We start from the raw sequence: 20,283 nt of genomic DNA, 5'->3' as shown, positions 1-20,283 counted from the left end.
AGCCCAATTTTCCCATTTTCATTCGTACCAAATCGGGTTATAAAACTGTATATCCATACAGATAAAGGCAATGAAAAATGGCACTGGAAAGCGGGATTGCGCAGTTAGTGGAGGAATTTATCGCGGCGGGACGCCCCTCTTCTCGCGAACAGAATATTGATGACCGGAGGGCGGGCTACATCGCCAGCACGACACTGGCAGGAGAAACTGAAACACGCGTACAAGTTGAAGATATTGAACTCGATGCCATGACGTTTCGCGTTGTTTCGCCGCGGGGCAGCACAGGAAATCTCCCCTGCGTTATCTATTATCACGGCGGCTGCTTTGTCAGCGGTGGTTTTGCCACCCACGATAACCAGTTAAGGCAGTTAGCTTTTTACAGCCGTTGTCGCGTGATTGCGGCGCAGTACCGACTTGCACCAGAGCACACCTTCCCGGCCGCACATAACGATGCCGAAACTGGAGCCAATACTATCTGGAAATATGCCCAGAAACTGGGGATAGATCGCGAGAACATTACGCTTGCCGGTGACAGCGCGGGTGGGCATCTGGCGCTGGTCACCGCGCTACGCCTGAAAGCCGCCCGTCAATGGCAACCTGCGCAGCTTATGTTGATCTACCCGATGCTGGACGCAACCGCCAGGTTTGCGAGCTATGACCATAATGGACAGGATTACATTATCACCCGCGACACGCTGCTGTCGGGCTACGAGATGTATATGCCGCGAACCGATCCACTGCATCCTGAAGCCAGTCCGCTCTGGCGTGAGGACTTCGCCGGTCTGCCATCCACGCACATCATTACAGCTGAATTCGACCCACTGCGAGATGAAGGCGAGGCCCTGTATCAACGGTTCCAGGAGCAGGGTGTGGAATGCACTTGCCAGTGCTATCTCGGTGTCATTCATGGCTTTTTCCAGCTCGGAGGTGTGAGCCAGGCGGCACGAAGCGCCATACGAGATGTGGCCTGGCGTGTTGTAAGTCCATCAACAGGCAAAATGACCTAAAATTCAATTTTGTTTTCAACTTGAAAACTGGATAACGTTGCGCTAAATTGTTTTCAGGTTGAAAACTTTGTAATGGAACTACATTGTGCATGTTATCAGCCGAAAACCGTTCAATGAAGCGATGCTCATGTATCCAAACCATGAGCTTGCTCTCACTGAGTTGCTGAATGTTCTGGAGAAAAAAACATTCACTCAGCCAGAAGAGATGAAGCTGTATATTCCTTCACTGGATAATTTTAAGTACAGAGATAAATGGTGGGTGATTGATGTTTCTGGTAACAGCCTGAGACTCATTTCCTACATAGATTTCAGGTTACATAAGATATTTGTGAAACATATCGTTTCCCATGCCGAATATGACAAACTGACCGCATATTATCGGGGTAATAAAGAATGAGAACTCATCGTCAGATGGATGCAACCAGCGCAAAAAAGATCGTTGATACCTTCAGCGATGCGGTAAAAAGCGTCCCACTGATGGGGGAAGACCGAAATGACAATGAGTATCGCAGGGCACTAGCGCTAGTGGAGTTTCTGGTCGACCACGACGATCTTGAAAACCCACTATTTGAATTACTCTGTGCCCGAATCAGTGAATACGAAAAACATGCGCCGCAATTCAAAGCACTCAACCAACACCTGGAGAAAACGCCCCCTGGCGTTTCAGTATTGCGAACGCTCATGGATCAATACGGTCTCAAAGCAGCAGATCTTGCCAACGAACTTGGTTCTAAATCGAACGTCAGCAACATCTTAAATGGCCGCAGAGCACTAACGGTTAATCATATTAAAGCGCTTACACAACGCTTTAAACTACCAGCGGATGCCTTCATCGAGTAGTTGGATATGTCCAGCTACTCTTCCTCATTTCCGCCCTCTTCATACGCGCCAAACGGTTTCGCGGGTAGCACAATATACGTGCCTTCAAACACGACGCCAGGCGAGTCATCGCCAAATACCTCGACCTGCATCTTCACACGCGCCTTGCGGCCTCTCGCCAGACGGTCGAGGTCACCACTCAGCGAGCCCAGGTCGGCGATGGCGGTCGGTTTCCCGGTGATCGGCCTGCTGTAGCGGATATGCGCATCGGCAAGGATAATGGTTCCCCCCAAATGACGTTCACGCAGCATCAGCCAGATCAGCCCCCAACCCGTTAATGTCGCCAGAGAAAACAGGCTCCCGGCAAACAGAGTATGGTGCGGATTCTGGTTACCCGTCTCGGGCATCGTGGTAATAAATTTCTGCCCAGTGTACTGCTGAATGCGCACGCCCATTTTCTCACTCAAGGGAATATGTTCGTACCAGGCTTGCTGTAACTGTCCGCACCAGTCGCCGCGATGGAGAATATCGTCCAACGTCGCGATGGGCTTAATCATCAAAAAGTGGCGCACCGGCGTGGTTTGCGGCGTGGTGATTTCTCCCTGGCTCACAAACCCGAGTTTGGCGAAAAATTCGACCGCATCTTCACGGGCGCTACAGGTTACGCGCTTTACCCCTTCCTGACGCGCGACAGACTCCAGGGTCATCGCCATCAGCGTTCCCAGCCCTTTCTCCTGCACGGAGGGGTCAACAGCCATAAAGCGTATGGAGGCTTCGTTATCCGCATTGATATACAGACGCCCTACCGCGACCAGATTACCCTCTTCGTCCACCACCATCTGGTGATGCGCCATTGCGTCCCAGGCATCCCGTTCAGAGCCTTTAGGCTGGTGCAATGGTTTACGCAGCATCTCCCAGCGAAACTGGTAGTAACGCTCCAACTCTTCTTCTGTTTGCGGTACTCGAAGGTGATACATAGCTGTACTCTCTCTTGTTGCCCGCGGCCACACCGGTAGCTGGTTCATACTTGTAACCAGAACGTCACGGGGCCATCATTAACCAGAGAAACCTGCATATCCGCAGCGAATCGGCCGGTTTGCGTATTCATTTCCTGTTGGCGGCAACGCTCAACAAAGTACTCATACAGTGCTTCTGCCCGATCGGGCGCGGCGCCTTTTGAAAAGCCTGGGCGCATGCCGCGCTCAGTATCTGCCGCCAACGTAAATTGCGAGACCACCAGCACGCTGCCGCCTGACTGCTGCACATTCAGGTTCATTTTGCCTTCGGCATCGCTAAAGATTCGATAGCCGAGTACGCGTTCGCACAGGCGGTTCGCTTTTTGTTCGTCATCATCCCTTTCGACACCTAACAGGACCAAAAGTCCTGGGCCAATTTCACCCGTCACCTCGCCCTCCACGGTGACGCTGGCACGGGTTACGCGCTGAATTAATGCAATCATGGTTGCTCTGCTTCTTCTTGTTCTGCGGCTTGTTTAAGTTTGCGGTATTCCCCGAGAGTGACAGTTATTTCCGCGCCTAGCAAGACGATACACCACGTCCAGTACACCCAGACAAATAAAATGGGGATCACCGCAAGAACACCGTAAATAAGCTGATAAGACGGGAACATCGTGATATAGAGCGCAAATCCTTTTTTTCCGGCCTCGAACAATACGGCGGCTACAAAGGCGCCAATAACCGCATCCCTGTTAGGTACGCGCGTGGTCGGCACGATGCTATAAAGCAGCCAGAACGAGAGCCAGGAAAGCACCAGCGGGAAAATACGCAGAATGTTATCAATCACCGTGTTGAGATCGCTGGCCCAGCGCAATGACAACAAATAAGAGCTGATCGCCAGGCTGGCCCCCGCCAGTAGAGGACCCAGCGTTAAAATCATCCAGTAAACGGCAAAAGAGTAAACTTTGGGCCGGGTGCGCTTACTGCGCCAGATAGTATTCAGCGCGTTATCAATGGAATACATCAGCAATAACGCTGTCACAATCAACCCACATGCCCCGACGGCCGTCATTTTGTTCGAGTTGGCGACAAACTGTTCGATATAACGTTGGATGACGTCTCCCGTCGCCGGGATAAAGTTCGCAAAAATAAAATGGCGTAACTGGACACTGACGTCGGAAAACATCGGAAATGCGGCGAAAAGTGCAAAAACAACAGCAATAAGCGGCACTAACGAGAGCAATGAAACGTAGGCAAGATTCCCTGCCAACGTCGTCATGTTGTCCTCATCAATGCGCTGCCATAGCAGCTTCAGCCAGGCTCGTACGGGCCGCGTATGATGCCTGGCTTGTCGCTGGACATTTTTTAGCATAACAACTTCGCGAAATAGTCAGGAATGGTCGCTTTATCGATGACCTGGATACTGGTAATACCTAACCGGTTAGCCCCTTCAATATTATCGGCGTTATCGTCAAAAAAGACCGCATCGTGCGCAGAAAAACCTTCAGCCTGCAGGACATGCTGGTAAATCCGCGCTTCCGGTTTACGCATGCCCAGATCCTGGGAAAGATAAATATGGTCCGCGGCCTGACGGATCTCGGGGTATTCATCCGGCCAAAACGTTGTGTGCAGACGGTTGGTATTCGACAAAACGACCACCCGATGCCCCTGCTCACGCAGTTTGTGCATGATATCGATAACCTCTGGGCGTAACGCGACAAAAACCGCCTGCCAGCCGTGGGAAAATTGCTCGTAGCTTAGCGGCAGCGCCATCTCATGGCATAGCGCCTCCGCAAACGCTTCATCCGTTATTTCACCTCGCTCATGCTGGTGAAAAGCCTCGCCCATGCTGAAACTTTGCTTTAGCGAAGCTAGCGGTACACGGCTCAGATCGCTCCATGTGCCTAACACGCGATTGAAGTCGATATCGACAATCACATTACCCAAATCAAAGATATAGAGCATGCCCTTCTCCTTATTCGCCGTGGATGAATAACTGTAGCGGGAAAGAAGAAGTTTGACTATGCGCGAATGATGGCTGCGAATTTATCGAGCCATCATTGGGAGAATTACCCGACCTGAGCATCATCCTGTGACGGACTCACCTGCACAATTTCCACCTGCTGAGACTGGAGTAAATTATGCAATGCGGGACCAGGGTATTCATCGGTAAACAGCGCGGTCACCTGAGACACATTGCCAATCTCTACCGCGGCAGAAGCCGTGTATTTCGTATGATCCGCAGCCAACAGAATATGCCTTGAATGGGCCATCATCGTTTTCACGACGCTGGCCTCGTTGACATCAAACTCCAGCAAAGCGCCATCACTTTCGATCGCGCCGACGCTGGTCACCAGGTAATCAGCCCGAAAATCAGCGACAAATGCCGTAGCGGAAGGACCGATAATGCCACTGTTATGCGGACGTAACGTTCCACCTGGCACCATAACTTCAAAACGTGGATTGTTATAAAGAATATGTGCCACACGCAGGCTGTTAGTGATAATGCGCAAATGATTATGGTTTAACAGCGCGCGGGCCACCTGCTCAACGGTGGTGCCAATAGTAATAAACACCGTTGACCCATCAGGAATATAGTCAGCCACCGCTTCCGCGATGGCTTTTTTCTCTTCCGTCCAGGAGACTTCACGCTGCTCGAACGCCGTATTCACCACGCTGGAGGCTCTGCCCGCGCCACCATGATGACGCGTAATTAATCCCTGCTCGCTGAGTTTACGAATATCACGACGCACGGTCTGCGTGGACACGTCCAGCAAGTTGGCAAGCTCATCAATATTCATATAACCGCGCTCGCTAATCAGCATCAGTAGTTGATCGTGTCGCGGATTACCGGTCAGTTCGGTAAGACTCATGAAATTTCCTCGAAAAACCATTGCCCTGGCATTTTATACAAAAAGTGACAGAAAAGATCGGGTTTGATCACAGTCAGGGATTCCGGCTCGTCCTCCCGGGCGCGTGCATTTTAGCGCCGCAACGCCACTGGCGAACCTGACAGCGTCTTGCGGGGTATTTCCGTTAGCCAGACTGAACGCGAGCGCGCCGTGAAAAACATCCCCGGCCCCGGTGGTGTCAACAACGTCGACGGTAAAACCAGATTGATGCTGCAAAGTATTATTTTCTATCCAGTCGCAACCTTCACGCCCTCGCGTCACATAAACATGTCCATTTGTGAGCGTTTTTGCTTTTTTCAGTCCGGCCTGCGGATCGTTTATCCCGGTCATACGCGCCAGACCCGGCTCAGAGAACGCGGCATGATCGCTTAACGCCACCAGCTCACGGATATCCTGCGGCGTTACGTCACCATCCAGTACCGTCATGACCCCCGCCCGACGTGCCAGCGTGAACGCCTGTTTGGTCCCCTCGTGCCAGCGAACATCCGCTAACACCACATCCCACTGGGAAAAATCAATCTCATTGAGCCAGCCAGCGTCATGCAGTAAATCCGGGCTGGGATAGTTAACGATAATTCGTTCCCCTTGTGCATCAACCAGAATTGCCGATTGGGAGGATTGCGCCCCCACGTAGCGTCGGGTGTAGCGCGTATTCACCCCCAGGGATTCCAGCTCCGCCAGCAGGCTATTTCCGGTGTCATCGTCGCCCACACGACCAATAAAATCCACCTGCGCGCCCAGCTTCGCTGCAGCCACCGCGGCCGTTGCCGCAGGCCCGCCGACCACTTCCGTATAACGCTTCGCCACATATTTACCTCCTTCAGTCGGTAACTCCTCCACGTAATAGATGCGATCCATCACGGCAATACCTACACAAGCAATACGAATCATGGTCATTCCTTAGGCGTTTCAAGATGGGATCATTTTAATTTCACAAAATGTTTAAAAAGTGACGGCTGTCAATTTTTTGACCATAAATTACAAATACGATCAAAAACAGACAAAAACAAGCGACCTTAAATGACAAAAAATGACATCCACGTCTCAGGAGAACGTTATGGCAGTTATAGCATTTATCGGATTAGGTCAGATGGGTTCACCCATGGCGAGCAACTTGCTGAAGCAGGGTCATCAACTCAGCGTCTTTGACGTTAACCCGGATGCCGTTCAGCGCCTGGTGGAAAAAGGAGCACAGCCTGCCAGCAGCCCGGCTCAGGCAGCAAAAGAGGCGGAATTTGTCATCACTATGCTCCCCAACGGCGATCTGGTGCGCAGCGTACTGTTCGGTGAACAGGGAATCTGCGAAAGCCTCTCCCCGCAGGCGTTGGTGATTGATATGTCCACCATTCACCCGCTGCAAACCGACAAACTGATTACCGATATGCGTGCCAAAGACTTTGACATGATGGATTGCCCGGTTGGACGCACCTCCGATCACGCCATCGCGGGAACGCTGCTGCTGCTGGCGGGCGGAACAGCAGAACAGGTGGAACGCGCCACACCAGTGCTGATGGCGATGGGGAATGAGCTGATCAACGCAGGGGGTCCCGGCATGGGGATCCGCGTGAAGCTCATCAACAATTACATGAGTATCGCGCTGAACGCCCTCTCAGCCGAAGCTGCCGTGTTATGCGAAGCGCTCGGCCTCTCCTTCGATGTGGCTCTGAAGGTAATGAGCGGTACTCCTGCCGGAAAAGGCCATTTCACTACCTCCTGGCCGAACAAAGTGCTGAAAGGCGATCTTTCTCCCGCTTTCATGATCGATTTAGCTCATAAAGATCTTGGCATCGCGCTGGATGTCGCAAACCTTCTGCATGTGCCGATGCCGCTCGGCGCCGCCTCCCGCGAAGTTTATAACCAGGCCCGTGCCGCTGGCCGTGGCCGGGAAGACTGGACCGCAATTCTTGAGCAGGTTCGCGCGTCTGCCGGATTGAATCACCAATTTTAATAAGTAAAAGGACTGAACAATGACGAAGTACACCCTGAAAGATATCACCCGAGCTTCCGGCGGTTTTGCCATGCTGGCAGTCGATCAGCGCGAGGCCATGCGCTTAATGTTTGTCGCAGCGGGTGCAAAATCTCCGGTCTGTGACAGCGTGCTGACTGATTTTAAAGTCAATGCGGCGAAGATCCTTTCCCCCTATGCATCCGCTATTTTGGTCGATCAGCAGTTCTGCTACCGCCAGGTCGTAGAGCAAAACGCGGTCGCCAAAAGCTGCGCCATGATTGTTGCCGCTGATGACTTTATTCCGGGTAACGGCATTCCGGTCGATAGCGTGGTGATTGATAAAAAAATTAACCCGCAGGCCGTGAAGCAAGATGGCGCCAAGGCTCTCAAACTGCTGGTGCTGTGGCGTAGCGATGAAGATGCCCAGCAACGTCTGGATATGGTCAAAGAATTCAATGAGCTATGCCATTCCAATGGCCTGTTGAGCATCATTGAGCCGGTTGTACGTCCACCGCGTCGTGGCGATAAGTTCGATCGCGAACAGGCCATTATCGATGCCGCGAAAGAGCTGGGCGATAGCGGCGCCGATCTCTACAAGGTCGAGATGCCGCTGTATGGCAAAGGAACCCAACAGGAATTGCTCAGCGCCTCTCAGCGTCTGCATGAAAACATCAACATGCCATGGGTCATCCTCTCCTCTGGTGTGGATGAAAAACTGTTCCCACGCGCGGTCAGTGTGGCGATGACCGCTGGCGCATCCGGCTTCCTGGCCGGGCGAGCTGTCTGGTCATCAGTTATTGGCCTACCGGACACCGAACTGATGCTGCGCGACGTTTCCGCACCGAAGTTGCAGCGTCTGGGCGATATCGTCGACGAAATGATGGCCCGCCGTTAATCGAGGATCAAAGCATGAAATGGTTTAACACCTTAAGCCACAACCGCTGGCTGGAGCAGGAAACTGACCGCATCTTTAACTTTGGTAAAAATGCTGCTGTCCCGACCGGTTTTGGCTGGCTGGGAAATAGTGGTCAGGTCAGAGCGGATATGGGTACGCATCTGTGGATCACCGCCCGCATGCTGCACGTTTACTCCGTTGCGGCATCCATGGGTCGCCCCGGCGCATATCAGTTAGTCGATCACGGAATTAAGGCGCTGAACGGCGCGCTACGCGACACACGTTACGGCGGCTGGTACGCCTGCGTAAATGACGAAGGCGTGATGGATGCCTCCAAACAGGGCTATCAGCATTTCTTCGTCTTGCTTGGTGCAGCCAGCGCGGTCACTACCGGGCATCCGCAGGCCAGACAATTGCTGGATGACGCTATCGAAGTGATTGAGAAGTACTTCTGGAGCGAAGATGAGCAGATGTGTCTGGAGTCCTGGGACGAAGCCTTCAGCCAGACGGAAGATTACCGCGGCGGCAATGCCAACATGCACGCGGTTGAAGCCTTCCTGATCGTTTATGACGTTACCCATGATCGCAAATGGCTCGATCGCGCACTGCGTATCGCATCGGTAATTATTCACGACGTGGCTCGCAGCGGGGAGTATCGCGTCAACGAACACTTCGATTCACAGTGGAACCCAATCCGCGATTACAACAAAGAGAATCCAGCGCATCGTTTCCGTGCCTACGGCGGCACGCCGGGCCACTGGATCGAGTGGGGCCGTCTGATGCTGCATCTGCATGCCGCGCTGGAGGCCCGCTTTGAAACACCTCCCGCCTGGTTGCTGGAAGATGCCAAGGGTCTGTTCCACGCCACTATCCGCGATGCCTGGGCGCCGGACGGCGCAGACGGCTTTGTCTACTCGGTGGACTGGGACGGAAAACCCATTGTGCGCGAAAGAGTGCGTTGGCCGATAGTCGAGGCCATGGGCACCGCCTACGCCCTCTACACCCTAACCGGCGATAGCCAGTACGAAGCCTGGTATCAGAAGTGGTGGGATTACTGCATCACGTATCTGATGGACTACGAGACCGGTTCATGGTGGCAGGAGCTGGATGCCGATAACAAGGTGACCACCAAAGTTTGGGACGGTAAGCAGGATATTTACCATCTGCTGCACTGCCTCGTGATCCCACGTTTACCGCTGGCTCCGGGTCTTGCACCGGCAGTTGCAGCCGGTCTGCTGGATATCAACGCCAAATAAGTCACGAGGTGAGCTGTCATGCATAGCGGTGGAAAAACCCTTCATCTTCAGGCTGGTCATTACCAGGCGAAAATCGTCACGGTTGGCGCTGGGTTAGCAGAATTGACGCACCTTGGGCGTCACGTCGTTATTCCACATAAGCCGGAAGAGATGCCGCTGGCACATTTGGGAAAAGTGTTAATTCCCTGGCCAAACCGTATTGCAGACGGCTGCTATCAACATAACGGCAAGGCCTTTCAGCTTGCCGTTAACGACCCTGTTTCGCATACCGCCATTCATGGATTACTGGCCTGGCGCGACTGGCAGATTAACCAACTGTCAAACACGGAAGTGTCGTTGACGATTTTTCTGCCGCCCTCTTATGGCTATCCCTTTGCGCTGGTTTCAGAGGTGATTTACCGACTGGAGGCAGACTGCGGATTGCACGTCATTATTCGTACCCAGAATGTGGGTGACGAAATCGCACCGTATGGCGCGGGAGCACATCCCTACCTGACCTGCAATTTGCAATCCATTGATAGCTGCGAATTAACGCTCCCGGCGAGTGATGTCACCCACGGTGAATGGGATTTCACAACGCCGCGTGTTATCGCTCAGACCACTATCGATCACACGTTCAGGATCTTGCTGCCTGAGGCTGAGTGGGAGGTCAGACTGACCTGCCCAACACAAAATATATCCACATACCTGCGCAGCCACCAGCCCTGGCTGCAGGTGTATACCGGCGAAAAATTAGTACGCCGCGGCCTGGCAGTAGAACCGATGACCTGCCCGCCCGACGCCTTTAACTCCGGGATTAGCCTGATTCATCTCGCGCCCGGAGAAACGCATCAAATGCATTTTTTAATCGGCAGTGAATAACAGATTTCCGACAAATTACCGAAATACCCTATTTTTACGGAGACGAAAATGAATTCGCTACAACAACGGTCCGCCGCATTAGAACTGACGACGTTACAAAATGGATTTACGCTGACGTACCACCAGCGCCCGATCTTACGTCACAGCGCAGAGACCCCTTGCCTGTGGATTGGCGCTGGCGTTGCCGACATTGATATGTTCCGCGGCAACTTCAGCATTAAAGACAAGCTCAACAAGAAGATTGCCCTGACCGACGCCACAGTAAGCGAGTCGCCTGAGGGCTGGCGGGTCGATTTCAGCCGCGGTAATACCATCAACGCCACGCTGCACATTTCTACCGACGAACAGGGTCGTTTGAAGCTCGACCTCCATAACGAGGAACGCAGCCATAACCGTATCTGGCTGCGTCTGGCCGCTAACCCAGACGATCATATTTACGGCTGTGGCGAACAGTTCTCTTACTTCGATTTGCGCGGTAAGCCATTCCCACTGTGGACCAGCGAACAGGGCGTGGGCCGCAACAAAAACAGCTATGTCACGTGGCAGGCCGACTGCAAAGAAAATGCCGGCGGTGACTACTACTGGACCTTCTTCCCACAGCCAACCTTTGTCAGTACGCAGAAGTATTATTGCCACGTTGATAACAGCTGCTATATGAATTTCGACTTCAGCGCGCCGGAGTATCACGAACTCGCTCTGTGGGAAGACAAAACCACTCTGCGTATTGAGTGCGCCGAAACCTATATCTCTCTTTTGGAAAAACTGACTGCACTGCTAGGCCGCCAGCCGGAGCTGCCGGACTGGATTTACGACGGCGTCACGCTCGGCATTCAGGGCGGGACTGAGATTTGCCAGAACAAACTGGACACCATGCGTAACGCTGGCGTGAAAGTAAACGGCATCTGGGCGCAGGACTGGTCGGGGATCCGCATGACTTCCTTTGGCAAGCGCGTAATGTGGAACTGGAAGTGGAACAGCGACAACTACCCGCAACTGGACAGTCGTATTAAGCAGTGGAAAGAAGAAGGCGTGCAGTTCCTCTCCTATATCAACCCGTACGTCGCCAGCGACAAAGATCTCTGCGCTGAAGCAGCCAAACACGGTTATCTGGCGAAAGACGCTTCTGGCGATGACTATCTGGTTGAGTTCGGCGAGTTTTACGGCGGCGTGGTCGATCTGACCAACCCCGAAGCCTACGACTGGTTCAAAGAAGTCATCAAAAAGAACATGATCGCGCTGGGCTGCGGCGGCTGGATGGCGGACTTCGGTGAATATCTGCCGACCGACACTTACCTGCACAACGGCGTCAGTGCCGAAATTATGCATAACGCGTGGCCCGCACTGTGGGCGAAATGTAACTACGAAGCGCTACAGGAGACCGGCAAGCTCGGCGAGATCCTGTTCTTTATGCGTGCGGGCTACACCGGCAGTCAGAAGTACTCCACCATGATGTGGGCAGGCGATCAAAACGTTGACTGGAGCCTTGATGATGGACTGGCCTCGGTCGTTCCTGCCGCACTGTCGCTGGCAATGACCGGCCACGGTCTGCACCACAGCGATATCGGCGGTTACACCACGTTGTTTGATATGAAACGCAGCAAAGAGCTGTTGCTGCGCTGGTGTGATTTCAGCGCCTTCACCCCAATGATGCGCACCCATGAAGGCAACCGCCCTGGCGATAACTGGCAGTTTGATGGCGATGAGGAAACCATTGCCCACTTTGCCCGTATGACCACCGTCTTCACCACTCTGAAACCGTATCTCAAACAGGCCGTCGCGCAAAACAGCGCCACCGGTCTGCCGGTAATGCGCCCGCTGTTCCTGCATTACGAAGACGATGCGCGCACCTACACCCTGAAGTATCAGTACCTGCTGGGACAAGATTTGCTGGTAGCGCCGGTTCACGAACAGGGACGCAACGACTGGACGCTGTATCTGCCGGAGGATAGCTGGGTCAATGTCTGGACCGGGGAAACTTACCAGGGGGGTGAAATTACCGTGGACGCGCCGATTGGCCAGCCTCCGGTGTTTTATCGGGCGAAGAGTGAATGGGCGTCACTGTTTGCCACTTTACGCAACATCTAACACGGCTCGCCCGCGGGGCAACTCGCGGGCACATGGAGAATAATAATGAGTCAGACTTCCTCTAATCCGGCAACCCTACGCTTGCCGTTCAAAGAAAAACTCGCCTATGGGATGGGTGATTTAGGCTCCAATATCCTGTTGGACATTGGTACGCTCTATTTACTCAAGTTTTATACCGATGTCCTTGGTTTACCGGGAACTTATGGCGGTATCATTTTCCTTATCGCCAAGTTTTTTACCGCGTTTACCGATATGGGCACCGGGATTATGCTCGATTCGCGCCGCAAAATCGGCCCGAAAGGAAAATTCCGTCCATTCGTCCTTTATGCCGCATTTCCGGTTACCTTGCTGGCGATTGCCAACTTTGTCGGTACACCGTTTGAAGTCACCGGTAAAACGGTCATGGCAACGGTGCTGTTTATGCTGTACGGACTGTTCTTCAGCATGATGAACTGCTCTTACGGCGCGATGGTGCCTGCAATCACGAAAAACCCGGACGAACGCGCGTCATTGGCTGCCTGGCGACAAGGAGGCGCTACTCTCGGCCTGCTGCTGTGCACCGTCGGCTTTGTCCCAGTGATGAACCTGATCGAAGGCAATTCACAGCTGGCTTATATTTTCGCCGCCACGTTATTCTCGCTGTTTGGTCTGTTATTCATGTGGCTGTGCTATGCCGGGGTAAAAGAACGCTACGTGGAAGTGAAACCCGTGGATGCCGCGCAAAAACCGGGATTACTGCAATCCTTCCGCGCCATCGCCGGTAACCGCCCGCTATTTATTCTGTGTGTTGCCAACCTTTGCACGCTGGGCGCATTCAACGTCAAGCTGGCGATTCAGGTGTATTACACCCAGTACGTACTGAACGATCCGATCCTCCTTTCCTGGATGGGCTTTTTCAGCATGGGCTGTATCTTCATTGGCGTCTTCCTGATGCCTGGGATGGTCAGACGTTTTGGTAAGAAGAAGGTTTATATTGGCGGGCTGCTGATTTGGGTCGCGGGCGATCTGCTTAACTACTTCTTTGGCGGCGGCTCAGTCAGCTTTGTCGCCTTCTCCTGTCTGGCGTTCTTCGGCTCAGCCTTCGTCAACAGCCTGAACTGGGCGCTGGTTTCCGATACGGTGGAATATGGCGAATGGCGTACCGGCGTACGTTCTGAAGGCACGGTATACACTGGCTTCACCTTCTTCCGTAAAGTTTCACAGGCGCTGGCAGGCTTCTTCCCTGGCTGGATGCTGACGCAAATCGGCTACGTCCCCAACGTGGTGCAATCTGCGAGCACGGTCGAAGGTTTGCGGCAGCTGATCTTTATTTATCCGTGTGCCCTGGCAGTCATCACCATCGTCGCAATGGGCTGTTTCTACAATCTCAACGAAAAGATGTATGTCCGCATCGTTGAAGAGATAGAAGCACGTAAACAACCCGTTTGATAATAATAATGAATAGCGCCCTGCGGGGCGCTATTGAGGAGCGATTATGTCTTTTCATGATCCGCTAACGCTAAAACTGAGCCTGCGTGAAAAATTCGCCTACGGAGTGGGTGACTTCGGCTCAAATTTGATGCTGTGTATCGGCACGCTGTATCTGCTTAAATTTTATACCGATGAACTAGGGATGCCCGCATATTACGGTGGGATTATCTTTCTGGTGGCGAAATTCTTCACCGCCTTTACCGATATGCTGACCGGTGTATTGCTGGATTCAAGGCGAAATATTGGCGCAAAAGGGAAATTCAGACCCTTTATTTTGTATGCATCATTTCCTGTCGCAGTCGTTGCCAGCGCCCAGTTTTTAGCGACTGATTTTACGCTCACGGTGAAAACCGGGCTGGCGACGGTGTTGTTTATGCTGTTCGGTCTGTTCTATAGCCTGATGAACTGCTCCTACGGCGCGATGGTGCCTGCAATCACGAAAAACCCACAGGAACGCGCTCAGCTCGCCGCCTGGCGTCAGGGTGGTGCCACCATTGGCCTGTTATTGTGTACCGTTGGTTTTATGCCAATTCAGGCGCTATTTGTCAGTTCCCCCTCATTGGGTTATCTGATTGCCGCACTGATCTTTTCGGTCTGCGGGCTGTTCAGCATGTGGTGGTGCTTTAGCGGTGTGAAAGAACGCTATATCGAAATCGTGCCTGATCACCATAAGCCCAGCATTCTCAAATCGTTCTGTGCCATTTTCCGTAACCCTCCGCTGCTGGTGCTGTGTGTTGCCAACCTGTGCACACTGGCCGCATTCAACATCAAACTGGCCATCCAGGTGTATTACACCCAGTACGTGCTCAACGATATTCATCTGCTGTCGTGGATGGGTTTTTTCAGTATGGGATGCATTCTGGTCGGCGTGCTGCTGGTTCCCGCAGCCGTGAAACGCTTCGGTAAAAAGCAGGTTTATCTCGGCGGTCTGGCATTATGGGCTGTCGGTGATGTTCTGAACTTTTTCTGGGGCAGTACGTCATTTTTGTTCGTAACGTTCTCCTGTATGGCCTTCTTCGGGACAGCATTCGTCAACAGCCTGAACTGGGCGCTGGTTCCGGATACGGTTGATTATGGCGAATGGAAAACGGGGATCCGCGCGGAAGGCTCGGTGTATACGGGTTATACCTTTTCTCGCAAAATTTCCGCTGCGCTCGCAGGCTTCCTGCCAGGCATCATGCTGACGCAAATCGGTTATATTCCCAACATAACCCAGAGCGATGCGACCCTGCTTGGCCTGCGTCAGCTTATTTTTCTGTGGCCTTGCGGGCTGGCTATTATCGCTGCAATCACGATGGGTTTATTTTATAAACTCAATGAAACGCGTTTTGCTTTTATTATTGAGGAAATCAGCCAACGGAAGAAAAACAACACTCAACCGGATCCTGTTACCGCTAAAAATAATACCTCTGCTGTAAACGTATAAAAATAATTGCCGCTTATTCCATCTTAATGGATGGCGGCTTCCCTACGCTTAAAAAATGGATTTATTATGAAAAAGTTAACGACAATAATGCTCTTATCCTCTGTTGTGTCCACTTCTGTTTTTGCCGGTGCCTATGTCGAGAACCGCGAGGCATATAATCTGGCATCCGATCAGATAGAAGTGATGATGCGCGTTGGCTATAACTCCGATATGGGCGCAGGTATCATGCTCACCAACACCTACACCATGCAACGTAAGGATGAGTTAAAACACGGCTATAACGAAATAGAAGGTTGGTATCCTTTATTTAAACCAACGGATAAATTAACTATCCAGCCCGGTGGATTGATAAACGATAAGAGTACGGGTTCTGGTGGCGCGGCTTATCTGGATGTTAACTATAAATTTACCCCGTGGTTTAATCTTACCGTGCGTAACCGTTATAACCATAATAACTATAGTTCAACCGATCTAAACGGTGATCAGGATAATAACGATACCTATGAAATAGGTAATTACTGGAACTTTACCATCACCGATAAATTTTCCTATACCTTTGAGCCGCACTATTTTATACGAGTCAATGACTTCAACAGCAGTAACGGAAAAGATCATCACTGGGAAATTACGAATACCTTTAAGTATCGTATCAATGAACACTGGTTGCCCTACCTGGAATTACGCTGGTTAGATCGTAATGTGGAACCCTATCATCGCGAACAAAATCAGATTCGTGTTGGGGCAAAGTATTTCTTCTGATACTCCCGAGATAAAAAAAAGCCGCTGATAATCAGCGGCTATAATTGCATGTGAAGCTTTTATATTTATAACATAAATATAAATAGCGGCAATTTTTCATGTGCTCAACCTAAATTATTTCCGAATCTTCTCTCTGTCGCACTCAACTCACATCATCCTCCCCCCAGGCTGGCGTAATCTGCAAATCCTGATGTTTTACAAAAGGATTTGGCAATGAGCGGTGGTAAACCGGCCGCCCGGCTGGGCGACATGACGGCTGTCGGCGGCCCGATAGTTCAGGGCTCCATGGGCGTGATGATTGGCGCCCCCACCGGCGTTGCCTGCTCCGTCTGCCCCGGCGACGTCATCTACGGCCCTCCGGTCAACCCGCTCCTCGGCGCCAAAGTCCTGCCCGGCGAGACCGATTTTTCCCTCCCCGGCCCGCTGCCCTTTGCCCTCACCCGCGCCTACAGCAGCTATCAGACCCGCACCCCGTCTCCGGTGGGTATCTTCGGCCCCGGCTGGAAAGCGCCTTTTGATATTTATCTGCAGGTTCAGGATGAGCAGCATCCACTTTGTGCACCTGCTCCCCGGAGAAGTGGCCTTCAGCCGCAGCGAACGCTTCTGGCTCGCCCGTGGCGGCGTGGCGAACCTGCACGAGAGCCATCCCCTGCACCGTATCTGGCTGGCGCTGCCGGAAGACATCCGTCTCAGCCCACATCAGTACCTGGCGGCAAACAGTCCGCAGGGGCCGTGGTGGTTACTGGGGTGGGCTGAACGGGTGCCGGACGTGGATGAGGCTCTCCCCGCCCCGCTGCCGCCGTACCGGGTGCTGACCGGGCTGGTGGACAGTTTCGGGCGCACGCTCTCATATCACCGCAATGCCACCGGGCCATTCAGCGGCCATATCACCGGCGTGACGGACGGCGCTGGCCGCCACTTCCGGCTGGTGCTGAAGCAGACGGATGTGCTGCCGGTCACCCGCTACGGTCAGGATGACGGGGTCCGTCTCGGCGCCGTCTGGCTGATGAACGACCCGGAATACCCGGACAACCTGCCGGCGTCCCCGCTGGTGCGCTATGCCTATTCCCCGCGCGGCGAGCTGGCCGCGGTGTATGACCGGGGCGGGGTGCAGGTACGCCGCTTTGACTATGACGCGGAGACCCCGGGCAGGATGGTGGCACACGGCTATGCCGGACGCCCGCAGACCACCTACCGCTATGATGCAGCCGGGCGCGTTACGGAGCAGTTAAACCCGGCAGGACTGAGCTACCACTATGAATACGAAAAAAATGCCGTCACCATCACCGACAGCCTGCACCGCCGGGAAGTGCTGCACACCGCCGGTGAAGGCGGCCTGAAGCGGGTGGTCAGACAGGAACTGGCTGACGGCAGTGTGCTTCACCGGGAGTACAATCCCCTGGGCTGGCTCACCGCCCAGACCGATGCGGCGGGACGGAAAACCGAATACCGGTACAGTATTGCGTCCGGTAACGTCACCGAAATTATCTCCCCCGACGGCAGGGAAACAGCGTTTTATTACACTGGCGGTCGCCAGCTGACCTCCGTCACCCACCCGGACGGCTTAAGGGAGAAGCTGGCATACGATGAACAGGGCCGCCTGACGGCACAGACTTCCCGCCAGGGGAACACCACCCGCTATGTGTATGCTGACCCGCACAGTGAATACCCCTGCGCCAGGGAAGATGCCACCGGCAGCAAAAAGCAGATGACATGGAGCCATTACGGCCAGCTGCTGAACGTCTCCGACTGCTCCGGGTATGAAACCCGCTATGAGTATGACCGCTTCGGGCAGGTCACGGCCATGCATCAGGAGGAAGGCCTCAGCCAGTATCGCACTTACGATACCCGGGGCCGGCCTGTCAGTCAGCACGATGCGGCAGGCCGCGAAACCCGCTATGAATACAGTGAGGCCGGCGACCTGACGGCAGTGATTACCCCGGACGGCAGCCGCACGGAAACGCAGTACGATGCGGGCGGCAGACCGGTCAGTATAACCGCAGGCGGCCTGACCCGGCGGATGGAGTATGACCAGGCCGGCCGTTTGACGCGGCTGACGAACGAGAACGACAGCCATACGGTGTTCACGTATGACCTCACCGACCGTCTCACACAGCAGACCGGCTTTGACGGGAGAACGCAGCAGTATGACTATGACCTGACGGGGAAAAGGGTGTGCAGTAAGGACGAAGACCTCGTCACCCGCTGGCATTACGATGACGCTGACCGGCTGACGCACCGCACGGTGAACGGCGAACCGGCAGAACAGTGGCAGTACAACGACCAGGGCTGGCTGGCGGAAATCAGCCACCTCAGCGAAGGTCACCGGGTGGCGGTGCACTACGGCTATGATGAGAAAGGCCGGCTGCTCAGCGAGAAACAGACCATCCACGCCCCGCAGACGCAAACCCTGCTGTGGGAGCACCTCACGCAGCACGATTATCAGAACGGACTGGCGAATAAAACCACACACGACCACCTTCCCCCGGTGGCCTGGCTGACGTACGGCAGCGGCTGGCTGGCCGGGGTGAAGCTCGGTGACACACCGCTTATCGACTTCACCCGCGACCGCCTGCACCGGGAGACACAACGCCGTTTCGGCGAATATACGCTCGCCACCGGCTACAGCGCGGCCGGACAGCTGCTGAGCCGGCACCTGAACAGCCCGCTTCTGAACCGCGACTACGGGTATGACGGGGCCGGGCATCTGACCCGCATCAGCACCCCGCACCAGACCCGGGAATACGGCTACAGCCAGACCGGCAGGCTCACCGGCGTGCGCATGATTGCGCACGGTCTGGATATCCACCACCCTTACGCCACCGACCCGGCGGGTAACCGTCTGCCGGACCCGGAATTTTATCCGGACAGCAGCAGAAAGGTATGGGCGGATAACCGCATCACGGAGGATGCACAGTACCTGTACCGCTATGACCGTTACGGCAGGCTGACGGAGAAGACGGACCGTATCCCGGACGGGGCCATCCGCATGTTCGATGAAGGCACGCACCGCTACAGCTACGATAACCAGCACCGGCTGGTCCACTATGTACGCACGCAGCACGGTGAGACGCTGGCAGAGGGGCGGTATATTTACGACCCGCAGGGCAGGCGTATCGGAAAGCAGATATGGAAACGGGAGCGCGAACATCCGGACCATGACCAGATGGCACTGTCGCACAGGCCGTACACCACCTGGTACGGCTGGGACGGCAACCGGCTGACCACCACGCAGACGGCGCAGACCCGCGTCCAGACGATTTACGAACCCGGCAGTTTCACGCCGCTCATCCGTGTGGAGACCGCCACGGAGGAGCTGGACGCCCTGCGCCGTCACCGGACGCTGGCGGAGAAACTCCGGCAGGAAGGCAGCGAGGATGGCGCTGGCGTGGTGTTCCCGCCGGCGCTGGTGAACATGCTTGACCGCCTGGAAGGTGAGCTGCGCGCCGGGGTTATCAGCGATGAAAACCGCCAGTGGCTGGCCGGGTGCGGCCTGACGCCGGAACAGATGGCGGCGCAGATGGAGCCGTTGCCGGTCCCGGAGAGGACGCTTCATCTGTACCACTGCGACCACCGGGGCCTGCCACTGGCGCTGATAAGCCAGGACGGTGCCATCAGTTGGCGCGCGGAGTATGACGAATGGGGCAACGTGCTGCGGGAAGATAATCCGCACAATCTGCAACAGCTGATACGCCTGCAGGGCCAGCAGTATGACGACGAATCCGGACTGCACTACAACCGCCACCGGTACTACAGTCCGGGACAGGGACGGTATATCACCCAGGATCCTATAGGACTGATGGGGGGATGGAATCAATACATTTATCCGTTAGATCCGGTTAGTTACATAGACCCATTGGGTTTAGAACAATTTTTATTTTCAAATGCA

Annotated in this window: 17 protein-coding genes and 1 pseudogene; 12 read left to right on the top strand and 6 right to left on the bottom strand. The window is 54.1% G+C overall.

What is annotated here, in order from left to right:
- The first annotated feature begins 77 nt into the window (after window positions 1-77).
- From FDX11_RS04060 to FDX11_RS04050, 3 genes are all read left to right on the top strand, one after another.
- Entirely contained in the window at window positions 78-1,007 is a 930-nt protein-coding gene (locus FDX11_RS04060; RefSeq protein WP_137397540.1) for an alpha/beta hydrolase, read from the top strand.
- Window positions 1,008-1,092: 85 nt separating this feature from the next.
- Entirely contained in the window at window positions 1,093-1,404 is a 312-nt protein-coding gene (locus FDX11_RS04055; RefSeq protein ID WP_000558161.1) for a type II toxin-antitoxin system HigB family toxin, read from the top strand.
- Window positions 1,401-1,847, top strand: coding sequence for a type II toxin-antitoxin system HigA family antitoxin (locus FDX11_RS04050; protein WP_137366331.1), 447 nt, complete (start codon window positions 1,401-1,403; stop codon window positions 1,845-1,847). Before FDX11_RS04055 ends, FDX11_RS04050 begins: the two co-directional genes overlap by 4 nt.
- A 14-nt stretch (window positions 1,848-1,861) precedes the next feature.
- On the opposite strand, the gene fabY is transcribed toward FDX11_RS04050, so the two are convergent.
- The 6 genes from fabY to FDX11_RS04020 all read right to left on the bottom strand — a co-directional run bounded on the left by fabY (window position 1,862) and on the right by FDX11_RS04020 (window position 6,585).
- Window positions 1,862-2,803 (bottom strand): fatty acid biosynthesis protein FabY, encoded by a 942-nt coding sequence (fabY, locus tag FDX11_RS04045; RefSeq protein WP_032940213.1) that lies wholly within the window; start codon window positions 2,801-2,803, stop codon window positions 1,862-1,864.
- Between the two features lie 44 nt (window positions 2,804-2,847).
- Window positions 2,848-3,285 carry a D-aminoacyl-tRNA deacylase gene (gene dtd, locus FDX11_RS04040; RefSeq protein ID WP_003825289.1) on the bottom strand — a complete coding sequence of 146 codons (438 nt, stop codon included), beginning with the start codon at window positions 3,283-3,285 and terminating at the stop codon, window positions 2,848-2,850.
- The gene (locus FDX11_RS04035) at window positions 3,282-4,154 is read right to left on the bottom strand and encodes a virulence factor BrkB family protein (RefSeq protein WP_061382594.1); all 873 of its coding nucleotides are present in this window, start codon (window positions 4,152-4,154) and stop codon (window positions 3,282-3,284) included. The genes dtd and FDX11_RS04035 overlap by 4 nt, the downstream gene beginning before the upstream one ends.
- On the bottom strand, window positions 4,148-4,747 hold the full coding sequence (yihX, locus tag FDX11_RS04030; RefSeq protein ID WP_038635879.1) for a glucose-1-phosphatase: 600 nt from the start codon (window positions 4,745-4,747) through the stop codon (window positions 4,148-4,150). Before yihX ends, FDX11_RS04035 begins: the two co-directional genes overlap by 7 nt.
- Before the next feature lie 104 nt (window positions 4,748-4,851).
- Entirely contained in the window at window positions 4,852-5,655 is an 804-nt protein-coding gene (locus tag FDX11_RS04025; protein ID WP_042313532.1) for a DeoR/GlpR family DNA-binding transcription regulator, read from the bottom strand.
- A 33-nt stretch (window positions 5,656-5,688) separates the two neighbouring features.
- Window positions 5,689-6,585, bottom strand: a complete 897-nt coding sequence (locus FDX11_RS04020) for a sugar kinase (RefSeq protein ID WP_137397539.1) — start codon at window positions 6,583-6,585, stop codon at window positions 5,689-5,691.
- Between the two features lie 166 nt (window positions 6,586-6,751).
- Here FDX11_RS04020 and yihU point away from each other — a divergent pair, with 166 nt between their 5' ends.
- The 9 genes and pseudogenes from yihU to FDX11_RS03975 all read left to right on the top strand — a co-directional run.
- Window positions 6,752-7,642: a sulfolactaldehyde 3-reductase gene (gene yihU, locus FDX11_RS04015; RefSeq protein WP_137350337.1), complete on the top strand. Its 891-nt coding sequence runs from the start codon at window positions 6,752-6,754 to the stop codon at window positions 7,640-7,642.
- A gap of 19 nt (window positions 7,643-7,661) precedes the next feature.
- Window positions 7,662-8,537 (top strand): sulfofructosephosphate aldolase, encoded by an 876-nt coding sequence (yihT, locus tag FDX11_RS04010; RefSeq protein WP_061382597.1) that lies wholly within the window; start codon window positions 7,662-7,664, stop codon window positions 8,535-8,537.
- A 14-nt stretch (window positions 8,538-8,551) separates the two neighbouring features.
- Entirely contained in the window at window positions 8,552-9,793 is a 1,242-nt protein-coding gene (yihS, locus tag FDX11_RS04005; protein ID WP_061382598.1) for a sulfoquinovose isomerase, read from the top strand.
- A gap of 18 nt (window positions 9,794-9,811) precedes the next feature.
- Complete coding sequence (locus FDX11_RS04000; RefSeq protein WP_137397538.1) at window positions 9,812-10,654, top strand: aldose-1-epimerase; 843 nt, start codon at window positions 9,812-9,814, stop codon at window positions 10,652-10,654.
- 48 nt (window positions 10,655-10,702) lie between these two features.
- Complete coding sequence (locus tag FDX11_RS03995) at window positions 10,703-12,739, top strand: alpha-glucosidase (RefSeq protein WP_137397537.1); 2,037 nt, start codon at window positions 10,703-10,705, stop codon at window positions 12,737-12,739.
- Window positions 12,740-12,784: 45 nt separating this feature from the next.
- Window positions 12,785-14,167, top strand: coding sequence for an MFS transporter (locus tag FDX11_RS03990; protein WP_006686128.1), 1,383 nt, complete (start codon window positions 12,785-12,787; stop codon window positions 14,165-14,167).
- 46 nt (window positions 14,168-14,213) lie between these two features.
- Window positions 14,214-15,635, top strand: a complete 1,422-nt coding sequence (locus tag FDX11_RS03985) for an MFS transporter (RefSeq protein WP_042313559.1) — start codon at window positions 14,214-14,216, stop codon at window positions 15,633-15,635.
- 66 nt (window positions 15,636-15,701) lie between these two features.
- On the top strand, window positions 15,702-16,394 hold the full coding sequence (gene ompL, locus FDX11_RS03980; protein WP_042313561.1) for a porin OmpL: 693 nt from the start codon (window positions 15,702-15,704) through the stop codon (window positions 16,392-16,394).
- Window positions 16,395-16,607: 213 nt separating this feature from the next.
- A pseudogene (locus FDX11_RS03975) lies at window positions 16,608-20,262 on the top strand (RHS repeat-associated core domain-containing protein); the annotation flags it as partial.
- Window positions 20,263-20,283 lie beyond the last annotated feature (21 nt).

Source organism: Citrobacter sp. wls714 (genome assembly GCF_005281025.1).
GTDB classification, from domain to species: domain Bacteria; phylum Pseudomonadota; class Gammaproteobacteria; order Enterobacterales; family Enterobacteriaceae; genus Citrobacter; species Citrobacter werkmanii.
Note: the sequence above shows the minus strand (reverse complement) of the source record. Positions and strands in the feature narration are given on the sequence as shown.

Excerpts from the sequence above, each read along its gene's own strand:
- FDX11_RS04060 (WP_137397540.1), top strand. The coding sequence starts at position 78 with ATGGCACTGGAAAGCGGGATTGCGCAGTTAGTGGAGGAATTTATCGCG.
- FDX11_RS04050 (WP_137366331.1), top strand. The coding sequence starts at position 1,401 with ATGAGAACTCATCGTCAGATGGATGCAACCAGCGCAAAAAAGATCGTT.
- fabY (WP_032940213.1), bottom strand. The coding sequence starts at position 2,803 with ATGTATCACCTTCGAGTACCGCAAACAGAAGAAGAGTTGGAGCGTTAC.
- dtd (WP_003825289.1), bottom strand. The coding sequence starts at position 3,285 with ATGATTGCATTAATTCAGCGCGTAACCCGTGCCAGCGTCACCGTGGAG.
- FDX11_RS04035 (WP_061382594.1), bottom strand. The coding sequence starts at position 4,154 with ATGCTAAAAAATGTCCAGCGACAAGCCAGGCATCATACGCGGCCCGTA.
- yihX (WP_038635879.1), bottom strand. The coding sequence starts at position 4,747 with ATGCTCTATATCTTTGATTTGGGTAATGTGATTGTCGATATCGACTTC.
- FDX11_RS04025 (WP_042313532.1), bottom strand. The coding sequence starts at position 5,655 with ATGAGTCTTACCGAACTGACCGGTAATCCGCGACACGATCAACTACTG.
- FDX11_RS04020 (WP_137397539.1), bottom strand. The coding sequence starts at position 6,585 with ATGATTCGTATTGCTTGTGTAGGTATTGCCGTGATGGATCGCATCTAT.
- yihU (WP_137350337.1), top strand. The coding sequence starts at position 6,752 with ATGGCAGTTATAGCATTTATCGGATTAGGTCAGATGGGTTCACCCATG.
- yihT (WP_061382597.1), top strand. The coding sequence starts at position 7,662 with ATGACGAAGTACACCCTGAAAGATATCACCCGAGCTTCCGGCGGTTTT.
- yihS (WP_061382598.1), top strand. The coding sequence starts at position 8,552 with ATGAAATGGTTTAACACCTTAAGCCACAACCGCTGGCTGGAGCAGGAA.
- FDX11_RS04000 (WP_137397538.1), top strand. The coding sequence starts at position 9,812 with ATGCATAGCGGTGGAAAAACCCTTCATCTTCAGGCTGGTCATTACCAG.
- FDX11_RS03995 (WP_137397537.1), top strand. The coding sequence starts at position 10,703 with ATGAATTCGCTACAACAACGGTCCGCCGCATTAGAACTGACGACGTTA.
- FDX11_RS03990 (WP_006686128.1), top strand. The coding sequence starts at position 12,785 with ATGAGTCAGACTTCCTCTAATCCGGCAACCCTACGCTTGCCGTTCAAA.
- FDX11_RS03985 (WP_042313559.1), top strand. The coding sequence starts at position 14,214 with ATGTCTTTTCATGATCCGCTAACGCTAAAACTGAGCCTGCGTGAAAAA.
- ompL (WP_042313561.1), top strand. The coding sequence starts at position 15,702 with ATGAAAAAGTTAACGACAATAATGCTCTTATCCTCTGTTGTGTCCACT.